The organism is Aeromonas intestinalis (assembly GCF_054052485.1).
This window is the reverse complement of sequence record NZ_JBSTYK010000005.1, coordinates 112,594-138,338: the sequence shown is the minus strand read 5'-3', so window position 1 is coordinate 138,338 and position 25,745 is coordinate 112,594. Positions and strand designations below refer to the sequence as shown.

General features: G+C 62.8%; 20 protein-coding genes and 1 pseudogene. 5 read left to right on the top strand and 16 right to left on the bottom strand.

The features are described 5' to 3' along the window. The first annotated feature begins 78 nt into the window (after nucleotides 1-78). Together ACW5W7_RS08170 and ACW5W7_RS08165 are read left to right on the top strand one after the other, a co-directional pair. A complete protein-coding gene (locus tag ACW5W7_RS08170; protein ID WP_349919240.1) occupies nucleotides 79-879 on the top strand; it encodes a DUF2989 domain-containing protein in 801 nt (266 codons plus the stop codon). Next, nucleotides 879-1,436, top strand: a complete 558-nt coding sequence (locus ACW5W7_RS08165; protein ID WP_456501460.1) for an NUDIX domain-containing protein — start codon at nucleotides 879-881, stop codon at nucleotides 1,434-1,436. Before ACW5W7_RS08170 ends, ACW5W7_RS08165 begins: the two co-directional genes overlap by 1 nt. 84 nt (nucleotides 1,437-1,520) lie before the next feature. Here ACW5W7_RS08165 and sppA read toward each other — a convergent pair whose 3' ends face one another. Next, a complete protein-coding gene (gene sppA, locus ACW5W7_RS08160) occupies nucleotides 1,521-3,377 on the bottom strand; it encodes a signal peptide peptidase SppA (protein WP_456501385.1) in 1,857 nt (618 codons plus the stop codon). A gap of 210 nt (nucleotides 3,378-3,587) precedes the next feature. On the opposite strand from sppA, the gene ACW5W7_RS08155 reads away from it, so the two are divergent. Further along, complete coding sequence (locus tag ACW5W7_RS08155) at nucleotides 3,588-5,627, top strand: oxidoreductase (protein WP_456501384.1); 2,040 nt, start codon at nucleotides 3,588-3,590, stop codon at nucleotides 5,625-5,627. A 185-nt stretch (nucleotides 5,628-5,812) separates the two neighbouring features. Further along, nucleotides 5,813-6,361, top strand: a complete 549-nt coding sequence (locus ACW5W7_RS08150) for an NAD(P)H nitroreductase (RefSeq protein WP_349919235.1) — start codon at nucleotides 5,813-5,815, stop codon at nucleotides 6,359-6,361. Between the two features lie 379 nt (nucleotides 6,362-6,740). Here the strand turns inward: ACW5W7_RS08150 and ACW5W7_RS08145 are convergent, their stop codons facing one another. The 3 genes from ACW5W7_RS08145 to ACW5W7_RS08135 all read right to left on the bottom strand — a co-directional run bounded on the left by ACW5W7_RS08145 (nucleotide 6,741) and on the right by ACW5W7_RS08135 (nucleotide 9,888). Next, a complete protein-coding gene (locus ACW5W7_RS08145; protein WP_456501383.1) occupies nucleotides 6,741-7,304 on the bottom strand; it encodes a sugar O-acetyltransferase in 564 nt (187 codons plus the stop codon). A 185-nt stretch (nucleotides 7,305-7,489) separates the two neighbouring features. Further along, nucleotides 7,490-8,368 (bottom strand): 50S ribosomal protein L11 methyltransferase, encoded by an 879-nt coding sequence (prmA, locus tag ACW5W7_RS08140; RefSeq protein WP_349919233.1) that lies wholly within the window; start codon nucleotides 8,366-8,368, stop codon nucleotides 7,490-7,492. Nucleotides 8,369-8,871: 503 nt separating this feature from the next. Then, entirely contained in the window at nucleotides 8,872-9,888 is a 1,017-nt protein-coding gene (locus ACW5W7_RS08135; RefSeq protein WP_456501382.1) for a zinc-binding alcohol dehydrogenase family protein, read from the bottom strand. A 100-nt stretch (nucleotides 9,889-9,988) separates the two neighbouring features. Between ACW5W7_RS08135 and ACW5W7_RS08130 the strand changes: the two genes are divergently transcribed. Further along, the gene (locus tag ACW5W7_RS08130) at nucleotides 9,989-10,861 is read left to right on the top strand and encodes a LysR family transcriptional regulator (protein WP_456501381.1); all 873 of its coding nucleotides are present in this window, start codon (nucleotides 9,989-9,991) and stop codon (nucleotides 10,859-10,861) included. An 18-nt stretch (nucleotides 10,862-10,879) separates the two neighbouring features. Here the strand turns inward: ACW5W7_RS08130 and ACW5W7_RS08125 are convergent, their stop codons facing one another. From ACW5W7_RS08125 to torC, 12 genes and pseudogenes are all read right to left on the bottom strand, one after another. Then, a complete protein-coding gene (locus ACW5W7_RS08125; protein WP_456501380.1) occupies nucleotides 10,880-12,292 on the bottom strand; it encodes a PTS transporter subunit EIIC in 1,413 nt (470 codons plus the stop codon). 89 nt (nucleotides 12,293-12,381) lie between these two features. Beyond that, entirely contained in the window at nucleotides 12,382-13,848 is a 1,467-nt protein-coding gene (gene panF, locus ACW5W7_RS08120) for a sodium/pantothenate symporter (RefSeq protein ID WP_456501379.1), read from the bottom strand. A gap of 88 nt (nucleotides 13,849-13,936) precedes the next feature. Further along, nucleotides 13,937-14,176 (bottom strand): annotated as a pseudogene (locus ACW5W7_RS08115) (DUF997 family protein); the annotation flags it as partial. Nucleotides 14,177-14,291: 115 nt separating this feature from the next. Continuing rightward, nucleotides 14,292-15,632, bottom strand: coding sequence for an acetyl-CoA carboxylase biotin carboxylase subunit (accC, locus tag ACW5W7_RS08110; protein ID WP_349919227.1), 1,341 nt, complete (start codon nucleotides 15,630-15,632; stop codon nucleotides 14,292-14,294). 15 nt (nucleotides 15,633-15,647) lie between these two features. After that, on the bottom strand, nucleotides 15,648-16,106 hold the full coding sequence (accB, locus tag ACW5W7_RS08105; RefSeq protein WP_456501378.1) for an acetyl-CoA carboxylase biotin carboxyl carrier protein: 459 nt from the start codon (nucleotides 16,104-16,106) through the stop codon (nucleotides 15,648-15,650). A 36-nt stretch (nucleotides 16,107-16,142) separates the two neighbouring features. Further along, entirely contained in the window at nucleotides 16,143-16,592 is a 450-nt protein-coding gene (aroQ, locus tag ACW5W7_RS08100) for a type II 3-dehydroquinate dehydratase (protein ID WP_349919223.1), read from the bottom strand. A 263-nt stretch (nucleotides 16,593-16,855) separates the two neighbouring features. Continuing rightward, nucleotides 16,856-18,802 carry an acetate--CoA ligase gene (gene acs / locus ACW5W7_RS08095; protein ID WP_349919222.1) on the bottom strand — a complete coding sequence of 649 codons (1,947 nt, stop codon included), beginning with the start codon at nucleotides 18,800-18,802 and terminating at the stop codon, nucleotides 16,856-16,858. 176 nt (nucleotides 18,803-18,978) lie between these two features. Continuing rightward, a complete protein-coding gene (locus tag ACW5W7_RS08090; protein ID WP_456501377.1) occupies nucleotides 18,979-20,736 on the bottom strand; it encodes a putative bifunctional diguanylate cyclase/phosphodiesterase in 1,758 nt (585 codons plus the stop codon). Between the two features lie 96 nt (nucleotides 20,737-20,832). Then, the gene (locus ACW5W7_RS08085; protein ID WP_456501376.1) at nucleotides 20,833-21,201 is read right to left on the bottom strand and encodes a hypothetical protein; all 369 of its coding nucleotides are present in this window, start codon (nucleotides 21,199-21,201) and stop codon (nucleotides 20,833-20,835) included. Between the two features lie 4 nt (nucleotides 21,202-21,205). After that, the gene (gene torD / locus ACW5W7_RS08080; protein WP_456501375.1) at nucleotides 21,206-21,874 is read right to left on the bottom strand and encodes a molecular chaperone TorD; all 669 of its coding nucleotides are present in this window, start codon (nucleotides 21,872-21,874) and stop codon (nucleotides 21,206-21,208) included. Between the two features lie 97 nt (nucleotides 21,875-21,971). Beyond that, nucleotides 21,972-24,464 (bottom strand): trimethylamine-N-oxide reductase TorA, encoded by a 2,493-nt coding sequence (torA, locus tag ACW5W7_RS08075; protein ID WP_456501374.1) that lies wholly within the window; start codon nucleotides 24,462-24,464, stop codon nucleotides 21,972-21,974. Nucleotides 24,465-24,487: 23 nt separating this feature from the next. Next, nucleotides 24,488-25,651 (bottom strand): pentaheme c-type cytochrome TorC, encoded by a 1,164-nt coding sequence (gene torC / locus ACW5W7_RS08070; RefSeq protein WP_456501373.1) that lies wholly within the window; start codon nucleotides 25,649-25,651, stop codon nucleotides 24,488-24,490. Nucleotides 25,652-25,745: the final 94 nt, after the last annotated feature.

The window sequence follows — 25,745 nt, the reverse complement described above, 5'->3', positions numbered from 1 at the left end:
TTGTAATGGATATGTAGCTCGTTTGCTAGTTGGCGGTGTCCGACGCGAGTGCTGATTGTTACCGACTTGATGGGAACCATGACCATTTCTCCACTGCGCCCCTCCCTGCTTGCCCTCTCCTGTGTCCTGACGCTGGCGGCCTGTGACGACGACAAGATCCACAACATCTGCGCCAATCATCCCCAGCTGTGTGCGGATCTGGTGGACGATGGTTGGTGCCGCTATGAGCGCAGCGACGTGATCCGGGCACGTTACTACCTGCAGGGGGAGCAGACCGACAGGCGCAAGTACGCCCTGATGCGAAGCCTCGAGGGGTATCTGCAGTGCGCCGAGCACTCCACCAACCTTGAATACAAGCGGGCCAAAGAGCAGAAGAGCCCCCGGGTGGAGGGCATGCTGGCCGCCGGCAGCCAGTTGGAACAGCTGGACAGGCAGACCCTGGCTTCCCGGGATCCCTACCTGCTGCTCTGGCACTGGACTAACAATACCAATCCGGCCGCCCGTGCCAGCTTCCTCGCGCTGGAAGGGACGCCTGAGCTGGAGGAGCCCGAGCTGCAACTGGCCCTCGGAGGGGTCTATGCCAGGCGTGAACCGCACAAAGCCATCGCCCTGATGCACCACGCCCTCTCTCTCTACGGTGAGGGGGACGAGATCAACAGCCGCATCCTCACCTCTCTCAGTACCCTCTACATGGGCCAGAAGGAGTTCGGTCTGGCTTATCAGTGGGGCAAGGTGAGCGAGGCGTTCCAGCAGGAAAACGAAGTCTCCGCCAGCCGCCTCGCCCTCTACCACAACATCAGCAAGGGGGAGCAGGAGTCCTGGGACAAGGCGGCAGCCGCCATCGTCCAGCAACTCAGGCTCGGGGAGTATCGGCCATGATGGATCCCCTGATCCCCCCGCCGCCTCACTGGGGCGAGCCCTTCGACATCCGTCTGCTGCATGGCCAGGCCCGATGTGACGGCCGGGTACTGGAGCGCACCACGGTGCGGGCCGTGGTGCTGCGGGGCGACGAGTTATTGATGGTGCACTCCCGGGTCAATGGCGATCTCATGTTCCCGGGTGGGGGCATAGAGGCGGGGGAGTGCCATCAGAAGGCGCTGGCCCGGGAGCTGAGGGAGGAGTGCGGCGCCGAGCTCGGGACGGTGGGGGCCCTGCTTGGACAGACCCGGGAGTACCGTCCGGCCCGCGAGGCGGAGTATGACGCCTACTGCATTCACTCCTTTTACTACCTCTGCCAGCTGGGGGATGCCTGGAGCGAACCCCGTCCCCAGCCCTACGAGGTGCGCCTCGGTTTCACCCCCGGCTGGTTCGCCCTGGATGAGGCGCTGCAGACCAACAAGACCCAGCTGGCAGGTCCCTGTCCCCAGTGGACGGTGCGCGAGACCCGGGTGCTGGCTCAGCTGCAACAGTGGTTCGACGCCGGCCTGCTGGATTGAAGCTGACGCCCTTGCCATGAAAAAACCGCCCTCGGGCGGTTTTTTGTTTTGGGGCTGCATTTACGCCGGATGGGTTTAATGAACCTAGAGCGTGCAGACCGGACAGAAGGCATAGGTGCCCTGGGGGTCGTTGAAGCGAACCAGGGGGTCGAGGCTCTTGTTCACCTCGACCAGCGCCTTGCCAACATTGGCGGGCAGCCAGCTCTGCATCTTGCTCTGTGCATAGGGGGCCAACACCTGGGCGCTGCTGTCGAACAGCTCTCGCAGGAATTTGTCCCGAGCGGACTCTTCCTGCTCGATGGGGGTCACCTGCCAGCTCTTGAGATTGGCGAGACTGGCGGCCGCCTTGAGGGCGTCATCCAGGTTGCCAAATTCGTCCACCAGCCCCAGATCCTTGGCATCCTGACCGGTCCAGACCCGACCTTCGGCCGCCTTCTCGGCCTCTTCCGGGCTCAGGCCACGGCCCTTGCTGACCAAGCCGACGAAGCGCTGGTAGGTGTCTTCCACCCCGAGCTGGATGGCCTGACCGACGTGCTCCGGCAGGGCCCGGGTCAGGCCGACACCGACGAAGTCGGTGGTGCCGACGCCATCGGTATGGACTCCGTACTGGGAGAGCGCCTTGTCGATGGTGGCAAACATGCCGAACACCCCGATGGAGCCGGTGAGGGTGGTGGGGGAGGCGAAGATCTTGTCCGCATCGGCGGAGATCCAGTAACCACCGGAGGCGGCGTAGCTGCCCATGGAGATGACCACCGGCTTGCCGGCCTGTTTCAGGGCCAGCAGCTCGGCGCGGATCTGCTCGGCGGCGAAGGCGCTGCCCCCCGGGCTGTCGACTCGCAAGACCACGGCCTTCACCTTGTCGTCGCGGCGGGCATCGGCCAGCAGATCGGAGAGGCTGTCGCCCCCTATGGTACCGGCGGGCTGAACGCCGTCCATGATGGCGCCGCTGGCGGTGATGAGGCCCACCTCATCCTTGCCGCTCTGGGGATATTGCTCGGGAATGGCGGCCAGATACTCTTTCAAGCCCACACCCTTCCAGCCATGATCCTCGGCTTCCCCTACTTCCTTGATGACCGCCTGGGTCATCTCGTCACGGGTGGCAAGCTGATCCACCAGGCCGTTCTCGAGGGCATAGTTGGCGGCATTGCCGCCGGATGCGCGCAGCAGGCTGAGGAACTGATCCTTGCCCGGGGCGACGGCATCGGGTTCGATCTCCCGTTCGGCAGCCACGTCATTCACGTAGGAGAGCCACAGCTGATCCAGCCAGCGCTGGTTCGCCATCTTGCTCTCGGGGGACATCTCGTCCCGGGTGTAGGGCTCGACGAAGGACTTGTAGGTGCCAACCTTGAACACGTGCGGCGTGACGTTGAGTTTTTCCAGGGCTGACTTGAAGTAGGTCTGATAGACCCCGAGCCCCTCGATCAGCACGGCGCCGCTCTGGTTGAGCAGCACATGATCGGCGTGGGCGGCCAGCAGGTAGGGGCCCTGATTGTAGTAATCCGCCATGGCGATGACCGGCTTGCCGCTCTCCTTGAATTCGTCGATGGCGTCGGTCACCTCCTGCAGCTTGGAGAAGTTGGCCCCCTGCAGCCCCTGGGGCTTGATCACCAGCGCCTTGATGCGATCGTCATCCTTGGCGCTCCTGATGGCCCACAGCAGATCCGACAGCACTATCTCGCTCGGCTGATCGTCGCTGCTGTCCACCTGGCGCAGCAACTGTACCGTGGGGTCGGTCTGGGTGCGCTGTTCCACCAGCACGCCGGAGAGATTGAGGGTGAGCGCCCCTTCGATGGGGGGAGTGGGCGCCTCTTTCTGGCTAAAGGCGAAGACGATGGCCAGCACGACGATGATGAAGACGAGGTTGACCAGCATCAGCCGGGTGAAATTGAGCAGACGCCAGAGGCTGCGAAACAGCCATCCCAGACCCTTGAAAATAGACATAGTCCCGTTATCGCCCTGTTGATCGGAAGAGAGAGGCCATTATTAACCACTTGTCCCGCCAATTGCCATTTCCGCTTGGGGGGCACTCCTGCCCTGGCCCTTCGCAACACGCCTGTTCGCCGAAAAAATGTCCAAACATTTGTTTGAAAAAGGATATTCGATTCTTTACTCTAGCCTCAATTTGATAACAAAAAATTAACTGGAGGCTTTGTGAGCCGCTATCCGACCCTGCTGACCCCCCTTGACCTCGGGTTTACCCAGCTTCGCAACAGAGTGCTGATGGGCTCCATGCACACCGGCCTCGAGGAGGAGAAGGGGGGCTTTGACAAGTTGGCCGCCTTCTATGCCGAACGGGCACGGGGGGGCGTCGGCCTCATCGTCACCGGTGGCATCGCCCCCAATTTGCGGGGCAGGCTGGTGCCTCACGGCTCCCAGCTCAGCTTCCCCTGGCAGGTGGCCAAGCACAAGAAGGTGACCGCCGCCGTCCATCAGGAGGGGGGCAAGATAGCGCTGCAGATCCTCCATGCTGGCCGTTATGCCTACCACCCTTTCAGCCTGGCGCCGAGCGCCCTCAAGGCCCCCATCTCTCCGTTCAAGCCTCGCCCCATGAGCGAGCGCCAGATCCGGGGCACCATCCGCGACTTCGCCGCCACCGCCGCCCTGGCCAGGGCAGCCGGTTACGACGGGGTGGAAGTGATGGGTTCGGAGGGATATCTCATCAACCAGTTCATCTGCGAGCGCACCAACCAGCGCACCGACGAGTGGGGCGGCAGTGCCGAGAAGCGCATGCGCTTCCCGCTGGCCATCGTGCGGGCCATTCGCGAGCGAGTGGGCACCGATTTCATCATCATCTTCCGCCTTTCCATGCTGGATCTGGTGGAGAAGGGTTCCTCCCTGGAGGAGGTGATCGCCTTGGGTCAGGCGCTGGAGCAGGCTGGGGTGACCCTCATCAACACCGGCATCGGCTGGCATGAGGCGCGCATCCCCACCATCGCCACCAGCGTGCCGCGTGGTGCCTTCAGCTGGGTCACCGCCGAGCTGAAAAAGCATCTCAAGGTACCCCTCATCACCACCAACCGCATCAACACCCCGGAGGTGGCGGAGCGCATCCTGGCAGCAGGGGAGGCCGACATGGTCTCCATGGCGCGCCCCTTCCTGGCGGATCCCGAGTTCGTCATCAAGGCGGCGGAGGACAGGGCGGACGAGATCAACACCTGCATCGCCTGCAACCAGGCTTGCCTCGACCATGTGTTCAAGCAAAAGCGCGCCTCCTGCCTGGTGAACCCCAGGGCCTGTTTCGAGACCGAACTCACCTTCGGCCGAGTGCCTCAGCCCAAGAAGCTCGCCGTGGTGGGGGCGGGCCCTGCCGGGCTCGCGTTTGCCTGCTACGCCGCCGAGCGCGGCCATCAGGTGAGCCTGTTCGATCAGGCGCAAACCATCGGCGGCCAGTTCAACTTTGCCAAGCAGATACCGGGCAAGGAGGAGTTCCACGAGACCCTGCGCTACTTCGCCAGGCGGCTGGAGAAGTGCGGTGTCGAGCTCTATCTCGGTCAGCGCCAGAGCGCCGAGAGCCTGCTTGGCGGTGGGTTTGACGAGGTGATCCTCGCCACCGGCATCCGTCCGCGTACGCCCAATATCCCGGGGATCGAACATCCCAAGGTGCTGAGCTATCTCGACGTGCTGCGTGACGGCAAGCCGGTGGGCCAGAAGGTGGCGGTGATCGGCGCCGGTGGCATCGGTTTTGACGTGGCGGAATTCCTGGTGGAAAAACGGGCGGCTCAACAGTCGACCGCGGATGCGGATCGTCACCGCGACCACTGGCTCAAGGAGTGGGGCATCGACAAGGGGCTCGGCGAGCGCGGCGGCCTGATGAAACCCGAGATAGACGCCCCCGAGCGCCAGATCTGGCTGCTCCAGCGCAAGGAGAGCAAGGTGGGGGATGGCCTCGGCAAGACCACCGGCTGGATCCACAGAACCGTGCTCAAGAACCGCAAGGTGCAGATGCTCTCCGGGGTGCAGTACCAACGCATCGACGACGAGGGGCTCCACATCGAGGTAGGCGGGCAGCAGCAGTGCCTGCCGGTGGATCAGGTGATCATCTGCGCCGGGCAGGAGCCTTTGCGGGAGCTGCAGGCGGGTCTGCAGGCGGCGGGCAAGCCGGTGCACATCATCGGCGGGGCCGATGTGGCCGCCGAGTTGGACGCCAAGCGCGCCATCCGTCAGGGGGCAGAGCTCGCTGCTGTCATTTAATCCAAAATACAATGGATATAGTGATAAACCCCTGCTTGTCAGGGGTTTATGCTATTGAATCCGGGCCAAAGACGGCATGTCGGCTCTCTTTGCGCTGCCAGCCCGCTGTGCTAGGGTAGCGCCATCATGACCTTGTGTTTTTGTGACCCTTTCGCAGAACTTTTCGCAGAACAATGGAGTTGCCCATGGATGCCCTCAACCTGTTACTGAACCGTCACTCCTGCGGTCGTTTGACCGAACCCGCCCCGAGCGGCGAGGTACTCGACAACATTCTCAAGGCGGGATTGCGGGCTCCGGATCACGGTACCCTGACGCCCTGGCAGTTCATTCTGTTCGAAGGGGAAGGGCGGGAGCGGTTGGGCAGCTTGCTGGCACAGGCGGCCCGTGCCCGTGGCGAGGATGAGGAGAGCATCGAGAAGAGCCGCGCCGCGCCGCTGCGTGCGCCCCTGCTGGTGGCGGTGGCGACCCGTTATCAGGCTCATCCAAAGGTGCCCAGGCTGGAGCAGGAGCTCTCTGCCGGTTGCGCCTTGATGGCGATGCAGATGGCGGCGCAGGCCCAGGGCTTCAACGGCATCTGGCGCTCGGGCTGGTTTATCTTTGACGAGCAGATCAACGCAGGGCTCGGGCTGGCGGAGGGGGATCAGCTGGTGGGCTTCCTCTACCTGGGCACCCCCATGCTGGAGGCTCGCAAGCTGCGCGAGCTGCCCATTGACGACTTCGTACGCCACTTCTAACGACCTGTTTTTGATAAAAAGCCCTGATACATCAGGGCTTTTTTCTTTGGTGACAGTTTTGTCAGGCTGTACTGATAAATGCGGGTTTGCCAAGAGGGTGAAAGGGGTTGGCCAGAAATTTTTCAAATAGTGAGAGGTTGTTCTCAATCCTGGTCGATTACGCTACGTAAAACGTTTGCGCCCCGTTATTATCCCTCCTGCCAGTTTAGAAGGTAACCCCTTCTAATATTCTGCGATGAGAGTCGCAATTCCGTAGCACCTTTTTACAGCCCAACGTCTTGATGACATTGGGCTTCATTTTTTATTTGGGGCTGCGGCGTCGCGGTGGCCCTGCTTTCATCCCTGACCCCCCGTCATCGCCTCGTTGCGGAACCCGTACTCAAGGGGTGGGCTGCGTCTTCTTCCCGGGTAATATTCTGGCCGGATTGCCCACCACCCGGGCACCGGCCGGCACGTCTTTGGTCACGACCGAACCCGCCCCGACGATGGCTTCCCGCCCAATGGTGACGCCGGGCAGGAGGATGGCGCCGCCCCCTATCCAGACCCTGTCCTCGACCGAGACCGGCAGCGCCGTCTCCACTCCCTTGAGGCGCTCATCGGCCTCCAGGGCATGGGCGGCGGTATAGATCTGCACGTTCGGCCCTACCATGACCCCGGCCCCGATACGCACCGGGGCATTGTCCAGTATCGTGGCTCCCATGTTGATGAAGGAGCCAGCTCCCAGGCTGATATGGCGACCATAGGTGCAGTAGAACGGCGGGCAGATGAAGGCCCCCTCCGCCAGCTCGCCCACCAGTGCTTTCAGCAGGATCTGCTGTTCGTCCTCCTCATCGGCCCGGTTGAAGCGGCGATAGAGCCGGGCCGTCTCCCGGCGCAGGGCATCGAGCTCCGCCGCCATGCAGTCATAGGGCTGGCTGGCGATCATCTTCTGGTAGTCACTCATGGGTCATCTCTTGTTGTCGTGTCGCGGCGGCTTGTGTAAAGCGTGCCATCTTACTGCCTTCGTCATCCAGGAAGCGTGAGCCCGGGCCCAGGGCCGGCATTTCAGCTGGAAATGGCAGGGCCGCAAGGCACGTAGAAACCACAAGGGCACCCGAAGGTGCCCTTGTGTGTGCGGCCATGGGGGACTTAGCCGTGCTTGCGACCGGAGAGGCGGCACCACTCCTCTTTCACGGCGGTCGGGTCCATGTCGAACCACTGGCCGTAGATGGTCTCCAGTTCCGGCGCCTGGCTTTCGAGCACGCCGGACAGGGCCATCAGGCTGCCGGGCTTGCCATGGCCTGCGATGAGCGGCGCCAGCTCGCGCAGGGGGCCGGCCAGGATGTTGGCCACCACCACGTCCGCCTCCACCCCTTGCGGCTGATCTGCCGGCAGGTAGAGCTCAATCTGACCGGCAACGCCATTGCGCTCGGCGTTGTCATGGCTGGCCTGGATGGCCTGGGGATCGATGTCGATGCCGATGACCCGGGCGGCGCCCAGTTTCAGGGCGGCGATGCCGAGGATGCCGGAGCCGCAACCGAAGTCGACCACGGTTTTACCGGCCAGATCCAGCCCGTCCAGCCACTGCAGGCAGAGGGCCGTGGTGGGGTGGGTGCCGGTGCCGAACGCCAGGCCGGGATCCAGCATGACGTTGACTGCCTCGGGATGGGGCACGTCGCGCCAGCTCGGGCAGATCCAGAGCCGTTTGCCGAACTGCATGGGGTGGAAGTGATCCATCCATTCCCGCACCCAGTCCTTGTCTTCCAGCTGCTCGACCTTGTAGCCGACATCTTCACCGAAGATCTGCTGGAAGAAGGCGATGGTGGGGGCAGGATCGGTTTCGGCGTCGAACAGCCCCATCACCTCGGTCTCACCCCAGAGCGGAGTCTCGCCTGGCATGGGTTCGTAGACGGGCACATCCTTGGCATCCATAAAGGTCACCGCCTGGGCTCCACGCCCCAGCAGCATGTTGCTCACCTTGTCCGCCGTCTTGGCGGTGGCGTTGATTCGAATTTGTATCCAGGGCATGGGGTCGACTCTTCATAAATGTGAAACCGCGGGATTCTATCATCATGGGCCTGTGCTGTCGTGGTTTGCCCATGGTGCAGGCCGGAGGAACACCACTCTGCCAAGTTGGCACGGTTAATGTATTCCTCCTTGGGTGACGGGAAGCAACTTGTTCCCGCTGAATGCTTTGCTCTATGAAAGTTCCGTCATCTTTTTCAGCCACCTTCGGGTGGCTTTTTTTTGAATGGACGAAAATGGCGGGGAAAACAGTGAATTTTGCAGGGAAATGGCGACTTGGCATGCTAGCTGCAAAGGTTACTCTGTCCTGCAGAAGGACGTGTGTGTGATTGTTACCCCCAACGTTCAGGTATTTAGGGCCATCCCGACGGGATGGCCCCTTTTTTATGTTTTTTGGGGGTGAAGCTGCGTGATGATCGTTGGCGGTGCGGGGAGCGCTGTGCACTGATGGGGCTTGTCACTGGTGAAGTCACCCCATCATGGTGCAGTTTTTTACCTATAAGGGATTAGTTGCCGAACTGGCTCATGTCGATCACCAGCTTGCCCACCATGCGGCCCGCCTCCACCTCGGCGTGGGCGTTTGCCAGGCTGGTCGGCGTCAGCGCGGGCAGGGTCTTGCTGAGGGTGGTCTTGATCACTCCTTCATCTACCAGCGCCGCAACCCGACCCAGCAACTTGTGTTGCTCGATCATGTCCGGGGTATGGAACAGAGAGCGGGTGAACATGAACTCCTGGCTGAAGGTGACGCTCTTGGACTTGAGCAGACCGAGGTCCCAGGGTTCGCTCGACTCGGCGATGGTGCAGATGTGGCCAAAGGGGCGAATGAGGCTTGCCATGGCATTCCAGTGTTGTTCGGTGGCGTTGGTGCAGAAGATGGCGTCGAGCTGGCTGATGCCGAGCGCCGCAAGATCCCCTTGCAGGTTGTGGTGGCTGACCACCTGATGGGCACCCAGTTCGAGGCACCACGCCCGGGTCTCTGGCCGGGAGGCGGTGGCGATCACCTCCATATTGGTGAGCTGGCGGGCGAGCTGGATGGCGATGGAGCCCACCCCGCCGGCGCCGCCGATGATGAGCAGGCGCCCTTCGCTTTCACGATGCAGGCCAATACGCTCGAACAAGGCTTCCCAGACGGTGATGGCGGTGAGGGGGAGGGCGGCAGCCTCCAGATCGGTCAACGAGGCCGGGGCCAGGGCGACGATGCGCTCATCCACCAGTTGCAGAGCGCTGTTGCTGCCCGGGCGGCTGATGTCACCGGCGTACCAGACTCTGTCGCCGGCCTTGAACAGGGTCACTTCACTGCCGACGGCCACCACTTCCCCGACCGCGTCCCAGCCGAGCACGCGGGGGCTGGACTCCACCTTGGCCTTGGGGGCGCGCACCTTGGTGTCGACCGGGTTGATGGAGGTGGCGTTCACCTTGACCAGCAGATCCCGCGAGCCCGGCGTCGGGGTGGGGAGTTCGGCCTCGATGAAGCAGTGGGGGTGATCGCTTGGCAGGTAGTGGGTCAGGGCGATGGCTTTCATGGCTATTCCTTTCAATTCGGCATGAGTGGGATTGCCAAGCAGTCTAGCTCGGTGGATTATCCAGATTAAGATGAGTAATTTGGAAAGACTGTTTGTATATATGAACAATGTCGAACTGGAATTGATGGGCTTGTTTGCGACTGTGGTCGAGCAGGGGAGTTTCACCCGGGCGGCGGAGCTGCTCGGCATGCCCAAGTCATCGGTGAGCCAGAAGATCTCGCGCCTCGAGTCCCAGCTCGGGGTCCGGCTGCTGCAGCGCACCACCCGCAGACTCAGCCTGACGCCGCAAGGGGAGCTCTATGTGGAGCACTGCAAGGGGTTGCTGGTGCTGGCCCGCAGCGCCAATCTGGCGATGGCGAGGCTGCGCAGTGCCCCCGCTGGTCGGGTGCGCATCACAGCCCCGGAGGCGACCGGCACCCTGCTGCTCGGCAAGATCCTGGCGGAGTTTCGTGCCCTCTATCCGGATGTGGTGCTGGAGCTGACCCTGAGTGACGAGCAACTGGATCTGGTGGGAGAGGGGTACGATCTGGCACTGCGGGCCGCGCCTCTCAAGGATTCCAGCCTCATCTGCCGGCGTATCGGTCAGGTGGCACGCCATCTGGTGGCGGCGCCGGCCTATCTGGGTGAACGGGGGGCGCCGCAGCAGCTCTCTGAACTGGGGTTACACGCCTGCCTGGTGCACACGGCGCTGCCGATATGGCCACTGCAGGAAGGGGGATGGCGCGTACGGGGGGCCTGCATCAGCAACAGCCTGCTGGCACTGCGGGAGCTGGCCCTCCATGGCGGGGGCATTGCTCTCTTGCCTGACCATGTCTGCCGGGGGGATCTGGCGGCCGGGCGACTGCAGAAAGTTCTGCCGGACTTGGCCATTCCCCCCAATCCCTTCTATCTCATCTACCCGAGCCGGGAGCACCTGGCACCGGCCCTGCGCACCCTGATGGACTTCGTGGCCGATCGCCTGCCCTTCGCCTGAAAGCTGGCGCCAGCAGGGTTAGGGCTGGGCCTTGCCCGGTTCGAGGCCGAGGGGGACGGACTGGCGCTCTGCCAGCATGCGGATCTGCCCCTCGATGAGCCCCGCGTTGGGACCTAGCACCAGCACCAGCTGGTGGTCGTTGAGCACTATCCACGACAGGCTGCCAAGGGCGGTGAGGCGGCTCTGATCCACCAGGGCCATGTCGCCGACTCTCAGGCTCAGGCGAGTCAGACAGACACTCATGGCCTGCAGGTTGTCCATGCCTCCCAGCACCTTGAGAAACTGGATGGCCAGCATCTGGGGATCCGTGGGGGTGACATTGGCGAGTTGGGGCAGATCCTCGGCCAGGGTGCGGCTTGGCAGGCTGAGTGGGGAGCGCTCCAGCAGCAGGGAGAAGAGCAGGGCATAGGCGACGAAGAAGAGGATGCCGAGGGGAATGAGCCAGAAGCTGTGCTCCCCGGCTGCGTAGCTCAACACCAGATCCAGCAGCCCGGCGGAGAAGTAACTGCCCACCTTGATGCCAAGGCCGCTGCAGACCGCGAAGGAGATCCCGGTCAGCAGGGTGTGGGCCAGGAACAGCCAGGGGGCGGTGAAGGCAAACAGAAATTCGATGGGCTCGGTGATCCCCACCAGCGCCGAGGTGAGGGCCAGGGTGAGCAGCATGCCCCCCTGCGGCAGACGTTGCAGGCGTTTGCGATGGACCCAGATGGCGAAACAGGCCCCCGGCAGGCCGAACATGATGACGGGGTAGAGACCGGCGAAGTAGCCCTCGTGCAGGGGCTGGGCGCTGGCCAGTGCCTGCAGGTTGCTCTCACCCAGTCCCACCAGGCTGCCCAGCACCTGGTGCAGACCGAGGGGGATCAGCAGCCGGTTCAGCACGCCGTAACAGAAGGCGCCAAAGGGGGTGGTGAGCAGGTGGGTGTCAACCTGGCTTATGCCCGCTTCCAGCATGGGCCAGAACAGAAACAGCGGGATCACCAGCAGCAGGCAGGCGAGGGCCGAGATCAGCAGGCCGGGGAGATCTTCCTGCAGCGGGCGCAGCCAGCCAGGCAGGCGCAGGGTGCGGGACCAGGAGAAGATGAGTGCCGTGGTGAGCCCGGCGAGGATGCCGCAGATCATGTCCGCATGCAGGCCGGGAGAGAGTGTGTTGAATGCCGAACTCAGCAGCAGGAAGTTGATCGCCCCCGCCAGCGCCTGGATCCCCTGCCCCTGCCTGCTCAGGCCAAAGGCGATGGCCACAGCATAGATGAGGGGCATCTGGCCGAACAGGGCCTGACCGGCGAGGGAGAGCACGGCGAGATCCAGCACATCCGGCTGGCCGAGCCGGTGCAGCAAGGCGGCCAGGGGCAGGATGGAGACCGGCAACAGCAGGGCATAGCCGAGCCGTTGCAGGGCCTGGGTCAGGGTTTGTCTGGCTGTCGGTGCAGGCATGTGAACTGGCTGTTTTGTGACATGGCGCACAGTTTACCCGCCTTGCACCCATTTGGGGATAGAAAATGTGCTCTTTATTGCGCGCTTTGTTATTTCTGATCAAATAAGCGCCGCACGCTTTGATCCGGGGGGGGCGTCAACAGGCTGACCAGAATGAAGGCGATGAGCCCGAGGGTCAGGCTCGGGACGATGGCGTGCAGACCGGCCAGCTTGATCCCCCATTGGCTCAGGACTCCGTAGCAGAGAATGCCGCTCACCATGCTGGCCAGGGCGCCGGGGCCATTGGCCCTGGACCAGTAGAGGCCGAGCACCAGGGGCCAGAGGAACACCGCCTGCAGGCCGCCAAAGGCGAGCAGATTGAGCCAGATGATCATCTCGGGGGGCTGCAGGGCCGCCACCAGCACCAGGGTGCCGAGGATCAGGGTGCAGAGCAGGGAGAGGCGCGGCACCCGTACTTCCAGTTTCTCCTGCCGTTCATTTTTAGGACTGAGATAGTTGAGGTAGAGATCCTTGACCAGGGTTGCCGAGGCCTGGATGAGCTGGGAGTCGATGGTAGACATGATGGCCGCCATGGGGGCAGCCAGGAAGACCCCGGCGAGCCAGGGAGGCAGCACCTCCATCATCAGGGAGGGCATGATCTTGTCCGGGCTGTCCATGCCGGGCAGGATGGCACGACCGAGCGCCCCAGCCAGGTGCATGCCGAACATCAGCAGGGCGCTGACGACGGTGCCGATGAAGATGCCACGGTGCAGCGCCTTGCTGTCCCGGTAGCCGAAGCAGCGCAGGGCGGAGTGGGGCAACCCCACCACCCCGATGCAGACCAGTACCCAGAAGCTCAGCATGAAGGGCTGGGTCAGCATGTCGCCAGCCCCTTGCGGGCTCACCAGCTTGGGATCGATCTCCTTGAGCTGATGGATGAGGTTTGGCAGGCCGTCACCGGCCACCAGGATCCCTGCCAGCAGGGCGCCGGTGCCGATCAGCATGATGATCCCCTGCAGGGCATCCGTCATGACCACGGCCCTGAACCCGCCTATGACGGTATAAAGTAGTACGCAGCTGGCAAAAAGTAGCAGACCCTGCTGATAACTGAGGCCTGTCGCGGTCTCCAGCAGGCGTGCCCCGCCGATGAACTGCACCACCATGGTGGCGATAAAGGCGAGGATGATGGTGACCGAGCCCAGCACCACCACCCACTTGCTGCGATAACGGGCCCACAACATGTCGTTGATGGTCACCGCATTGACCCGGCGGGCGATGATGGCGAACTTCTTGCCAAGCACCCCCAGGGTGAGCCAGACGGTGGGCAGCTGGATCATCGCCAGCAACACCCAGCCGAGGCCAATCTTGTAGGCGGCGCCCGGCCCGCCGATAAAGGACGATGCGGACGTATAGGTCGCCACCAGCGTCATGGCCAGCACCAGGCCGCCCATGCTGCGATTGCCGATGAAGTACTCCTGCACGAAGTCGCCGCCGACGCGATGGCGGCTGGCCCAGTAGCCGACCCCCAGTACCAGGACCAGGTAGACGATGAGCGGCAGCATCAACTCAAGATTCATGGCGGCGGGGCTCCTTGCTGTCGGATGAGGACTCGTGGGGTGCTTGGCCCATGGCTGGGCCCTGAGTGCCGGTACCCTGCTGAGGGGCGTCGACCGGCTCTTCGGTATCCAGGGGGATGTCGACGAAGAGGCGATCCACCATGAGGGCGCACAGGCCGATGAACAGCAACGGCATCAGGATGCAGCTGAGTACAAACCAGAGTGGCATATCCCAGAGTTCCATCTCCTCGGGGATGAAATAGGCAGAGCCGTACCAGGCGGCAAAATAGAGCAGGGTGAGCAGCAGACAGAGGGCTGCTTCCCGACGGGCGAGTGCGAAACGGTTCACCTTGGCCTCCGACGAGTGAGCGGGGCGCAAGAATAACAAAAAAGGGCCATGTCGCCATGGCCCTTTTTGCATTGCCGATCCCGGGGGATCAGGCAATCCCTGTATAACGTGTCGGTTACAGACCCAACTTCTTGTGCAGGTAGTGGATGTTGGTGCCACCGTGCTGGAAGTTCTCGTCCTTCATGATCTCTTTTTGCAGGGCGATGTTGGTCTTGATCCCTTCCACCACCAGCTCGTCGAGGGCGTGACGCATGCGGGCGATGGCGACGTCGCGGTTCTCACCGTAACAGATCAGCTTGCCGATCATGGAGTCGTAGTAGGGTGGCACCTTGTAGCCCGCATAGATGTGGGACTCCCAGCGCACACCCAGACCACCCGGCGCATGGAAGCGCTGGATGAGGCCCGGAGACGGCATGAAGGTGGCCGGATCCTCGGCATTGATCCGGCACTCGATGGCGTGGCCACGCAGGCGGATGTCCTGCTGGGTGATGGACAGGGGCTGGCCGGCGGCGATGCGTAGCTGCTCCTTGATGAGATCCACACCGGTGACCATCTCGGTGACCGGGTGCTCGACCTGGATCCGGGTGTTCATCTCGATGAAGTAGAACTCGCCGTTTTCGTACAGGAACTCGAAGGTGCCCGCACCGCGGTAGCCGATCTCCAGACAGGCGCGTACGCAGCGCTCGCCGATGAACTTGCGCATCTCTTCGGTGATGCCGGGGGCCGGCGCTTCTTCCACGACTTTCTGGTGGCGACGCTGCATGGAGCAGTCCCGCTCACCCAGATAGAGGGCGGTACCCTGGCCGTCTGCCAACACCTGGATCTCGATGTGGCGCGGGTTCTCCAGGTACTTCTCCATGTAGACCATGTCGTTCTTGAAGAACTGGCCTGCTTCGGACTTGGTCAGGGCGATGGCACCGGCCAGTTCGGCCTCGTTGCGCACCACACGCATGCCACGACCACCACCGCCACCGGCGGCCTTGATGATCACGGGGTAACCGATCCGCTTGGCGATGGTGGCGTTGCGCTTGGCATCGTTGTCCACCGGGCCGTCGGAGCCGGGTACGCAGGGGACGCCTGCCTTCTTCATCGCCTCGATGGCGGAGACCTTGTCACCCATCAGGCGAATGGTCTCGGCGCGGGGACCGATGAAGATGAAGCCGGATTTCTCGACCACTTCGGCAAAATCGGCATTCTCGGAGAGGAAGCCGTAGCCCGGGTGGATGGCGACGGCACCGGTCACCTCGGCGGCGGCGATGATGGCCGGCACGTTGAGGTAGGATTCGCCGCTGGCAGGCTTGCCGATGCAGATGGTTTCATCGGCCAGGAGCACATGCTTGAGTTCCCGGTCGGCGGTGGAGTGAACGGCCACTGTCTTGATCCCGAGCTCTTTGCAGGCGCGCAGGATCCGCAGGGCAATTTCACCTCGGTTGGCGATGACTACTTTGTCCAACATGGGTGGCGTTTTCCCTTATTCGATGATGAACAGCGGCTCGTCGAATTCGACGGCCTGACCATTTTCAACCAGGATCGCTTTGATCACACCGGCCTTGTCAGACTCGATTTGGTTCATCATTTTCATGGCTTCGACGATGCACAGGGTATCGCCGACATTGACGTGCTGACCCACTTCCACGAACGGCTTGGCTTCCGGGCTGGAGGAGCGGTAGAAGGAGCCCACCATGGGGGAGCGCATCAGATGACCGCTCGGGGCGGCATCGGCGGCAGGGGTTGCGGTCGGTGCAACGGCGGCAACCGGGGCGGCCACTTGCTGAGCCGGAGCCGGCATCATCATCTGCGGGGCAACGCTAACCTGGCCGGAGAAATTGCGGCTGATGCGAACGGACTCTTCCCCTTCGGAGATTTCCAGCTCGGCGATGCCGGACTCTTCAACCAGTTCAATCAGCTTCTTGATTTTGCGGATATCCATTAGCATTCTCTTTCTTCTTTATCTGATCAGTGATTATCAAGCCGCGCGCAACTGGTGCACGGCCGCGGTTAAAGCGAATTGGTAGCCATCGGCACCCAGCCCACAGATCACGCCCTTGGCCACATCGGACAGATAGGAGTGATGACGGAAAGGCTCCCTGGCATGAACATTTGACAGGTGAACCTCGATGAAGGGGATGGCAACACCCAGCAGGGCATCGCGCAAGGCGACGCTGGTGTGGGTGAAGGCGGCCGGGTTGATGATGATGTAGTCCACCTGGCCCATGGCCTGATGGATACGGCCTATCAACTCATGTTCGGCGTTGGATTGCAGATGTTCCAGCGTGACACCGAGTTCGCCAGCGCTCTGCTGCAGATCGGCGACGATCTCATCGAGCGTCTTGCTGCCGTAGATACCCGGCTCCCGCTTGCCCAACAGATTCAGGTTGGGGCCATTGAGCAGGAGAATTCGGTGATGTTGCGACATATTGTGTACATCCTCGATGATAATGCTGCCATCTGTCGGCTATCTGTGGACTATCAGAAATCTAGCCATTTTCTGCGCAATTCGATGTGCCCTGGCACACAGATTTCGCAATTATATTGATTTCGTGAAAAATCGCAGCATTTTACTGGTCTAATCTCTACATCTGTTTGTTTTTTGTCCTATCTAGACCCTGTTGCGAAAGCCGGGTGACAGAGACGACAAAGCCGGCGCGAGGCCGGCTTTGTGGGACGTCAGGAGCGGACTCAAGCCGCCTCTGACTTCTCGCGGATAAGCTTGTCCACGACCCCCGGATCCGCCAGGGTGGAGATATCCCCCAGGCTGTCGGTCTCGCCGGTGGCTATCTTGCGCAAGATGCGGCGCATGATCTTGCCGGAGCGGGTCTTGGGCAGCCCCTCGGCCCAGTGGATCACGTCCGGCGTGGCGATGGCGCCGATCTCCTTGCGCACCCACTCCTTCACCTCTTTATGCAGCTCGCGGCTCGGTTCTTCCCCGGCGATCAGGGTGACATAGGCATAGATGCCCTGGCCCTTGATCTCGTGGGGCACACCCACCACCGCCGCTTCGGCGATCTTCGGATGGGCCACCAAGGCCGATTCGATCTCGGCGGTGCCCATGCGGTGACCGGAGACGTTCAGTACATCATCCACCCGACCGGTGATCCAGTAGTAGCCATCGTTGTCGCGACGGGCACCGTCGCCGGTGAAGTAGCGACCGGGGAAGGTGGAGAAGTAGGTCTGCTCGAAGCGCTCGTGATCGCCGAACACGGTGCGCATCTGGCCGGGCCAGGAGTCGGTGATCACCAGGTTGCCCTCGGTGGCGCCGTCCAGCGGTTCGCCCAGGTTGTCCACCAGGGCCGGCTGCACCCCGAAGAAGGGGCGAGTGGCGGAGCCGGGTTTCAAGTCGGTGACGCCGGGCAGGGGGCTGATGAGGATGCCGCCGGTCTCGGTCTGCCACCAGGTATCGACGATGGGGCAACGCTCGTCCCCTATGGTGCGGTAGTACCACTCCCAGGCTTCCGGGTTGATGGGCTCGCCCACGGATCCCATGATGCGCAGGCTGGAACGGGAGGTGCCTTCCACTGCTTCTTTACCCTTGGCCATCAGGGCGCGGATGGCGGTCGGCGCCGTGTAGAGGATGCTGACGTTATGTTTGTCCACCACCTGGCTCATGCGGTTGGTGGCCGGGTAGTTCGGCACCCCTTCGAACATGAGGGTGGTGGCGCCGTTGGCGAGCGGCCCGTAAACCAGATAGGAGTGGCCGGTGACCCAACCCACGTCGGCGGTACACCAGTAGATGTCCTCCTCGTGATAGTCGAACACGTACTTGAAGGTGAGGCTGGCATAGACCAGGTAACCGCCCGTGGTGTGCAGCACCCCCTTGGGCTTGCCGGTGGAGCCTGAGGTGTAGAGCACGAACAGCGGATCCTCGGCGCCCATGGCTTCGGGAGGGCAATCCGTACTGACGCTCGCGACGGCGTCGTGCCACCAGAGATCGCGATGGCTGTGCCAGGCAACCTGGCCGCCGGTGCGCTTGAGGACGATGACCTTGTTGACCCGGGTCTCGGGGTTGGTGAGGGCCTCATCCACGTTCTTCTTGAGGGGGATGGGGCGACCGCCACGCAAGCCCTCATCGGCGGTGATGACGATGGAGGAACCGGAGTCGATGATGCGACCGGCCAGGGCTTCCGGCGAGAAGCCACCGAAGACGATGCTGTGAACGGCGCCGATGCGGGTACAGGCCAGCATGGCGATGGCGGCTTCCGGCACCATGGGCATGTAGAGACAGACCATGTCACCGCGTCTGACCCCCTGGGCCTTGAGCACGTTGGCGAACTTGCACACCTCGGTGTGCAGCTCGCGGTAGGTCAGCTTGCGATCCTCGGCCGGGTTGTCCCCTTCCCAGATGATGGCGACCTTGTCGCCGCGCTCGGCCAGATGGCGATCCAGGCAGTTGGCAGAGACGTTGAGCAGGCCATCTTCATACCACTTGATGGAGACATGGCCCGGATCGTAGGAGGTATTCTTGACCCGGGTGTAGGGTTTCATCCAGTCGATGATTTTACCCTGCTCACCCCAGAAGGCCTCGGGATCCTGCACCGATGCCTGATACATGGCCTCATAGCCTGCCTTGTCCAGCAGGGCGTTCTTACCGATGTGGGCCTTGACCGGGTAGACCTTGCTCTCGCTCATCTGTCACTCCTTTGAATACATTCTTGTAATGTTTGAGTAACAACTTATACCTTTGGTGCCCGAGGGCAATTAGACTTTTGGATAGCGATGAGCCGCGGCCTCTGCCGGCAGGAAAGGAAGGTATCTGGAACGAGAAAGGGAGCCGATGGCTCCCTTTCTCTATGGGACAGGCGGGCTCAGCACCAGGCGCCGTGCCGGGGGACGAGTTTGCTGGCCAGATGGGATTTGGAGAGGGGGTGGCTGAACAGATAGCCCTGCCCCTCCTCGCAGCGCAGGGACTGCAAAAACCGGCGCTGGGGCTGGGTCTCTATCCCCTCGGCGGTGACTGCCATGCCGAGACTCTCCGCCAGATGGACTATGGTGCGGCACAGCTCCCGGCTGTGCTTGTCGTCGGGCAGGGCCTGCACGAAGGATCTGTCTATCTTGATGCGATCGATGGGCAGGGTCTTGAGCAGGCCGAGGGAGGAGAAGCCGGTACCAAAGTCATCGATGGCGATCTGGACTCCCAGCGCCTTGAGGCGGGTGAACAGGCGCAGGCTCTGATCCACGCTCTGGATGATGCTCTCGGTGACCTCGATTTCCAGCCGCTCTGCCGGGAACCCCGTTTCCGACAAGATGGCCGCCACCCGCTCCACGTAATCGGGGGCGCACATCTCCCTGACCGACACGTTGACAGAGAGCCTGGGCACGTCCAGCCCCTGCGCCAGCCAGCGCTGTCCCTGCTGGCAGGCGGTACGCATGACCCACTCCCCTATCTGCTCGATGAGGCCGCATCGCTCGGCCACCGGGATGAAGCGGGCGGGGGAGATCACCCCCTCGCGCGGGTGCTGCCAGCGCAGCAGGGCCTCCAGCCCGCTCAGCCGGTTGCTGGTGAGATCGGTCATGGGTTGGTAGAGGACGCGAAACTGCTGCTGCGCCACCGCCTCGATCAATCCCTGCTCCAGCAGCATGCGTTCCCGTGTCGGCTCGGCCATGTCGGGGGCATAGATCAGATGGCCATTGCGACCGAGTCGCTTGGCCGCCAGCATGGCGCTGTTGGCCGCACTGATGAGGCTGTCCGGGGTCTGACCGTGCTCCGGATAGAGGGCGACACCTATGCTGGCGGAGAGGGTGACCCGCTCCTGACCAAGCTCGGCGGGCTCGTGCAATGCCTGCAGCAGTTGCGCGATCCGCTCGGCCAGCGATTGTGGTTGAAGAAGGCCCGGGATCAGCACCAAGAATTCGTCGGCGCCGAGCCGGGCGGCGAGATCCCGGGGACGAAGATGGTGGCGAATGCGCCCGGCCAGCAGCTTGAGCAGGAGATCGCCGCTCTCGTGGCCCAGGGTGTCGTTGATCAATTTGAAGCCGTCGAGATCGATGAACAGCAGGGCAAAGCCATCATCATGGTGGCAGGAGTGCGCGATTTCCTGCAGGAGTCGCTCCTGCAGCAAGGCGCGATTGCCGAGATCCGTGAGGGGGTCGTGGTAGGCGAGGTGGTGGAGTCGTGCCTCCGCCAGTTGCAGTCGATCGGCCTGATGATGGGATAGGCGTTCTTCAGCGATGTCTCGCACGATAAGCAAGAGACCATCCGGCGCGCCGCTGGCGTCCAGAATGGGGCTGCAGATTGCCTGCCAGTGTCTGGGTTGCGCAGGATGGCCGGTGATGAAATGGCCAAGGTCCCATTTTGTCTGGGGGATCCCGCGATGGATCAGTGTACCGAGCAGCGGGGTCAGCAGGGGAAGCTCGGTTTCATCCAGTTCAAGCAGGCTTTGACCAAGGGCGAGGGGAACGCCACAGATCTCGGCGAAGGGGCCATTGACGCTGCGACACCGGAACTCCCGATCGAATACTCCTATGCCGAAGGGCGTCATGTCGAACAGGCGTAGCAGTTGCTGGGGAGGCAGGGGGCTGGACAACAGGGGGGCCTTGACCGATCCGGGTAGCGCTTTTGTCATGGGTAGATCCTGAATTGATTTGTTTATCAATTTGGCGTGTTTGTCAGTATGGCAGGAAGTCGTCGGAGGGAAAGGTGTCGGGAATGGAGGGGCGGCTCAGCCCTTCTGGCGGCCGAAGGCTTGCAGGCCGCGCACCAGTACCAGCATGGCCAAGGCGAGGAAGGGGAGGGCGAAGGCCATCAGCGGCAGCCAGTGTGCCTGGCTGTTGCTGCTGTGGATGAAGTCTATCCAGGCTACCAGCAGGGCCAGCATGCCGGCTATCTGGAAGCGGCGGCGCAGCACCACCTCTACCCCCAGGTTCGCGAGGTAGAGGGTGAGCAGTATGCCGGCGAAGCCGGTGAGCTGGGCGCCCCCGTACAGAGCCCTGTCCGGATTGAACAACAGGGCCGCCAGCGGGAGCAGGCCCTGCTCGGTCGGAATGAAGGTGAGCAGCCAGCAAGTGATCAGCAGCAGGGCCGTCTTCATGGGATCAGTCGGCGGCTTGTGCCGGTTTGACCAGATTCAGGTAGTTGGCGTCCATGTGGAGGAAGACCCCCAGCAGGCGGGCGCTGGCGCCGTAGAAGCCGAACTTGTCGGCCTTGCGGCAAGCCTGCTCGAAATCGGTGAACCAGCCGAGCAGGTGATGATGCAACAGCTCTTCCTGCTCCTTGAGCCACTGTTCCCGCTCGCTGGCGGTACTTGCCTCGGCGGCGCGAATGATGAGATTGCCCATCAGATCCAGCTCGATGGCCAGGTGATCGGCGGGCTCCTTGTATTTGTCGCTGACATCGATGCCAAGGCGTGCGAGGCGCGCCTGCATCTCGGCCATGGGGGCCTGCATCAGCAGTTTGGCCTCCCCGCGATAGAGGGATTCGTAGGGCAGGGCGCCCTGCTTGGGATCCACCAGGAACAGACCGGCGAAGTCGGCGGCCAGTTCCAGCTGGCGATCCGGGCGCACCAGCAGGCGAGCGATGGCGTTATTGAGTTCGCCCACCGCGTCACGCATGGGATCCAGCGTGGAGAGACTCTTCAGGAAGCTGCGCACGTCATAGCTGTCGTACTCGGCAATCTGGGCGTCGCTGAGTTCGGCGGCAAACAGGGTGGAAAACCACCAGTAAAGTTCGGCCCGGCGTTCGCTGGTAGCCATAAATTCCTGCATTTTTCCTCCGTGGATGACAATCGGGAGCCTTGATGGCCCCCGATTCTAACGACTTTAAAAATAAAGGAAACTCAAGGGGCGGTTTTGGCCGCCCCGCTCACAGTGCCGGGAACATGGGGTCGATGCCGGCCGCGGATTCCGGTGCGCCAAAGGCGGTGACCGCAGGGGCCTGGCCCTGGAATTTCTCGATCTCTACCAGGGTGGTGTGGGCCGTGGTGGCCTGGGCCAGGCTGGAGGAGCCGATGTCGGCGGTCAGCACGTTGGGGTCCCCATAGGTACAGAGGGTGCCCACCTTGCCCCCTTCCAGCGGACCGTACCAGGCCCCCTCCTGGATGCGCACCACGCCGGGGGCGTAGTCATCGGAGACCACCAGCCCCGCCAGTACCTGACCGCGGCCGTTGAACACCCGCACCAGATCCCCGTCCTTGAGGCCCCGCGCCTTGGCGTCCTGCGGACTCATGTAGACGGGCTCGCGGCCCTGCACCGTGTAGGTGGCGCGGTAGGCGTCCGAGGAGCAGAGCTGGCTGTGCAGACGCTTGTCCGGGTGGCAGGATTGCAGGTGCAGCGGATACTGCTGGCTGCCCGGGCCGCCGTGGGAGCGCTCGAAGGGTTCAATCCAGACCGGATGGCCGGGGCAATCCGCATAGTCGTAGTTGGCGATGGTCTGGGAGAAGATCTCGATGAGACCGGATGGGGTACCCAGCGGTTCCAGATCCGGCTCCTGACGGAACGATTCGTGGCGTACCCAGGGCTGGCCGGCGGGGAAGGTGACGAAGCCTTCACCTTGCCAGAACTGGCTGAAGCGAGGCAGACGGATGCCGATCCCCCGGCCCTGCAGGCGGGCATCGTCATAGATGCTCTGGATCCATTCCAGCTTGCTCTTGCCACCGGTGAACTCGGCCTCGCGACCGAAGCGGCGGCAGAGATCGGCGAAGATGTCGTAGTCGTCACGGGCCTCGAACAGCGGTTCCACCACCTTGCGCATGGCCAGGATGCCGGCGTTGGAGTGGGAGCCCCACTGCTCGATGTCATCCCGCTCGTAGGTGGTGGTGGCCGGCAGCACGATGTCGGCGAAGCGGCAGCTCGCGGTCCACTGGTGATCCACGCTCACCACGGTTTCCAGCTTGCGCCAGGCCGCCACCATCTTGTTGCGATCCTGCTGGTGGTGGAAGGGGTTGTTGCCGCAGAACACCGCCATCTTCATCTCTGGATAGGTGATGGTCTGGCCGTTGAAGGCGATCTTCTTGCCCGGGTTCAGGATGCAATCCACGAAGCGCGCCACCGGGATGAACTTGGAGTAGCCCTTCCAGTCACCGTTGTGAATGGGCTTGACCCCGGGGATGACGGAGCTGAAACCGGACATGATGGGGCCCGTGCTGGTGAGAGTACCGGCGCCGTTGTAGTGCCAGCCAAAGCCATAGCCGCCCCCCGGCAGGCCGATCTGGCCCAGCATGGAGGCCAGTACCACCAGCATCCAGGCGTATTGCTCGCCGTGGTGCATGCGCTGCACGCACCAGCCGCCGATGAGCTGGGTACGGCCGCCGGCCATGGTGCGGGCCAGCTCGCGGATACGGTCGGCGGGCACGCCGCACAGTTTGGCCGCCCACTCGGCATCCTTCACCTGACCATCGCTCGTGCCGAGCAGATAAGGCAGGAACTTGTCAAAGCCGGTGGTGTAGTCCTTGAGGAACTTCTCGTCGTGCAGCTTCTCGCTGTAGAGGGTATGGGCAATCCCCAGCATCAGGGGCAGATCGGTCTGGGGATTCAGCGCTACCTGCTCGCAGCCCAGGTATTTCTGGGTCTTGGACTTGACCGGATCGACGCTGATGACCCGGATCTCCCCCCTGGCCACCTTCTCCTTGAGCTGCGCCCAGTAGTCGTAGACGCTGTGATCCGGCACCAGCCAGCCCACCTGCAGGTTCTTGATGGGATCGGATCCCCAGATGACGATGGTCTTGCTGTGCTCCAGCAGCAGGGGCCAGGAGGTCTGCTGCTCGTACACCTCCATGGCGCCCGCCACGTGGGGCAGGATCACCTGGGCGGCGCCGGTGGAGTAGTCACCGGCCTTGGCCAGATAGGTGCCGTGCAGGTTCATGGCGCGGCCCAGCATGGCACCGGCGGAGTGCAGCTTGCCCACCGACTGCCAGCCGGAGTGACCGGCGTAGAGGGCGCTCGGACCGTGGGTTTTCTGCACCCGTTCCAGCTCGTGATAGAAGAAGTCCAGCGCCTGGGACCAGGTCACCCGTACGAAGCGGTTCTGGCCGCGCTCGCGGGTGTCGGACTGATGGCCCTTGCGCAGCCAGTCCAGGCGCACCATGGGATAGCGGATGCGGGAGGGGTTGTAGACCACCTCGCTGAGCCCCTTGAGCATGTCGGTCGGGTGCTTGTCGTGCTCGAACGGCAGGGTCTCGACCCAGCGGCCGTCCACCACCCGGGCGCGGAAGGCGCCCCAGTGGGAGCCCGATTGCACCAGCTTGTCGCCGGACTCGGCGGCCATGACGGCGCGGCCGAGCAGGGAGGGACCGATGAGGGCGCTGGCACCGCTGGCCAGCAGGCCACCCAGGAAACCACGGCGGGAAATGTTGATCATGATGTTATTCCTCTTTCGAATCCTTAGTGGCTACCCTGACCGCCGGTATCGGCGGCGTGGTTCTGCAGGTATTTGAGCAGGGTGCGCTCCTCTTCCTTGCTCAGGCGGTAGTAGGCGGACATCGCCTTGAGCCCCGAGATCCAGCCGTTGGCGGTGAAGTGAGCAGGATCCGGTGCCGCGTGGCAGGAGTTGCAGGTGGACTTGTACATCTCGCCGGCGTAGTCCCAGATGGGCTGCAGCGAGGGCTCGAGCCCCTTGCCATCGACCCAGGCCTGAACCCGGACCTGCTCCCAGGGGATCTGGGTGGCTTCGTCCATCTCCTGTTTGAGCACTTGCTCGCCCGCCTTGAGTTCGTCGCGCAAAGTGGCGACGAAGACCCGCTTGCCCATGTATTCGCTCAGTACCCGACCCTTGCCGTCACGCTCGCGCCAGCCTTCGACCGACACCTGGAGACGATCGCCGCTGCGGGCCAGCACCTCGATGCGCGAGGCGGGCAGCAGCTTGCCGACGGCTGCGGTACCTTGCTCGCTGGCATAGAGATCTTTCTCGGCCAGGGTGTAGAGGGTCTCGGCGGCCGGGGCTTCCTGGGCTGCCGCCTTGAGGTTGGCGAAGGTGGCGCGGAAACCGCCGGCCATGTTCGGCAGCTCGTGGGCGATGCCCTTGTGACACTCGATGCAGTTCATGTTCTTGGCGGCGGCATCCTTCATGGCCAGGGCGGCGGCGGGGGACTGCTTGGCGTGATCCATGTTGTCGTAGCTGTGGCAGGACTTGCAGGTCTTGGAGTTCTGGCTGCTCATGCGGGCCCAGACCTTCTCGGCCAGGTGCAATCGCCTGTCCTCAAACTTCTCCTGGGTGTCGATGCTGTGGCCTATGTACTCCTGATAGAGGTCGTTGGCGGCCTCCATCTTGCGGGCCACCTTGCCGACGAAGTCCTTGGGCTGGTGACAATCGGTACAGACCGCCTGCACTCCGGAGGCGTTCTTGAAGTGAACGGACTCCTTGTACTCCGGGTAGACGGTGCTCTCCATGGAGTGACAGGAGATGCAGAACTCCAGGGAGCTGGTCTTCTCGAAGCCATAGTGCAGGCCGACGGTACCGGCCAGGGTCACGCCGACCCCGACCAGGATCAGCGCCAGCACCGACCAGCGGCGGCTGGGTGTGCGCAGGAAGTGCCACAGTTTTTTCATGGAAGGTCTCTCACATCGCTTTTTTGATGGGAGCCATGATAGGGAGCGGCTGTGAACAGGGTTGCCGGTAAAAATTAATGAAATAGGGGTATTT

What these genes read in the sequence shown, in the direction of transcription:
- ACW5W7_RS08170 (WP_349919240.1), top strand. Translation starts at nt 79, where the DNA reads ATGACCATTTCTCCACTGCGCCCCTCCCTGCTTGCCCTCTCCTGTGTC.
- ACW5W7_RS08165 (WP_456501460.1), top strand. Translation starts at nt 879, where the DNA reads ATGGATCCCCTGATCCCCCCGCCGCCTCACTGGGGCGAGCCCTTCGAC.
- sppA (WP_456501385.1), bottom strand. Translation starts at nt 3,377, where the DNA reads ATGTCTATTTTCAAGGGTCTGGGATGGCTGTTTCGCAGCCTCTGGCGT.
- ACW5W7_RS08150 (WP_349919235.1), top strand. Translation starts at nt 5,813, where the DNA reads ATGGATGCCCTCAACCTGTTACTGAACCGTCACTCCTGCGGTCGTTTG.
- ACW5W7_RS08145 (WP_456501383.1), bottom strand. Translation starts at nt 7,304, where the DNA reads ATGAGTGACTACCAGAAGATGATCGCCAGCCAGCCCTATGACTGCATG.
- prmA (WP_349919233.1), bottom strand. Translation starts at nt 8,368, where the DNA reads ATGCCCTGGATACAAATTCGAATCAACGCCACCGCCAAGACGGCGGAC.
- ACW5W7_RS08135 (WP_456501382.1), bottom strand. Translation starts at nt 9,888, where the DNA reads ATGAAAGCCATCGCCCTGACCCACTACCTGCCAAGCGATCACCCCCAC.
- ACW5W7_RS08130 (WP_456501381.1), top strand. Translation starts at nt 9,989, where the DNA reads ATGAACAATGTCGAACTGGAATTGATGGGCTTGTTTGCGACTGTGGTC.
- ACW5W7_RS08125 (WP_456501380.1), bottom strand. Translation starts at nt 12,292, where the DNA reads ATGCCTGCACCGACAGCCAGACAAACCCTGACCCAGGCCCTGCAACGG.
- panF (WP_456501379.1), bottom strand. Translation starts at nt 13,848, where the DNA reads ATGAATCTTGAGTTGATGCTGCCGCTCATCGTCTACCTGGTCCTGGTA.
- accC (WP_349919227.1), bottom strand. Translation starts at nt 15,632, where the DNA reads ATGTTGGACAAAGTAGTCATCGCCAACCGAGGTGAAATTGCCCTGCGG.
- accB (WP_456501378.1), bottom strand. Translation starts at nt 16,106, where the DNA reads ATGGATATCCGCAAAATCAAGAAGCTGATTGAACTGGTTGAAGAGTCC.
- aroQ (WP_349919223.1), bottom strand. Translation starts at nt 16,592, where the DNA reads ATGTCGCAACATCACCGAATTCTCCTGCTCAATGGCCCCAACCTGAAT.
- acs (WP_349919222.1), bottom strand. Translation starts at nt 18,802, where the DNA reads ATGAGCGAGAGCAAGGTCTACCCGGTCAAGGCCCACATCGGTAAGAAC.
- ACW5W7_RS08090 (WP_456501377.1), bottom strand. Translation starts at nt 20,736, where the DNA reads ATGACAAAAGCGCTACCCGGATCGGTCAAGGCCCCCCTGTTGTCCAGC.
- ACW5W7_RS08085 (WP_456501376.1), bottom strand. Translation starts at nt 21,201, where the DNA reads ATGAAGACGGCCCTGCTGCTGATCACTTGCTGGCTGCTCACCTTCATT.
- torD (WP_456501375.1), bottom strand. Translation starts at nt 21,874, where the DNA reads ATGCAGGAATTTATGGCTACCAGCGAACGCCGGGCCGAACTTTACTGG.
- torA (WP_456501374.1), bottom strand. Translation starts at nt 24,464, where the DNA reads ATGATCAACATTTCCCGCCGTGGTTTCCTGGGTGGCCTGCTGGCCAGC.
- torC (WP_456501373.1), bottom strand. Translation starts at nt 25,651, where the DNA reads ATGAAAAAACTGTGGCACTTCCTGCGCACACCCAGCCGCCGCTGGTCG.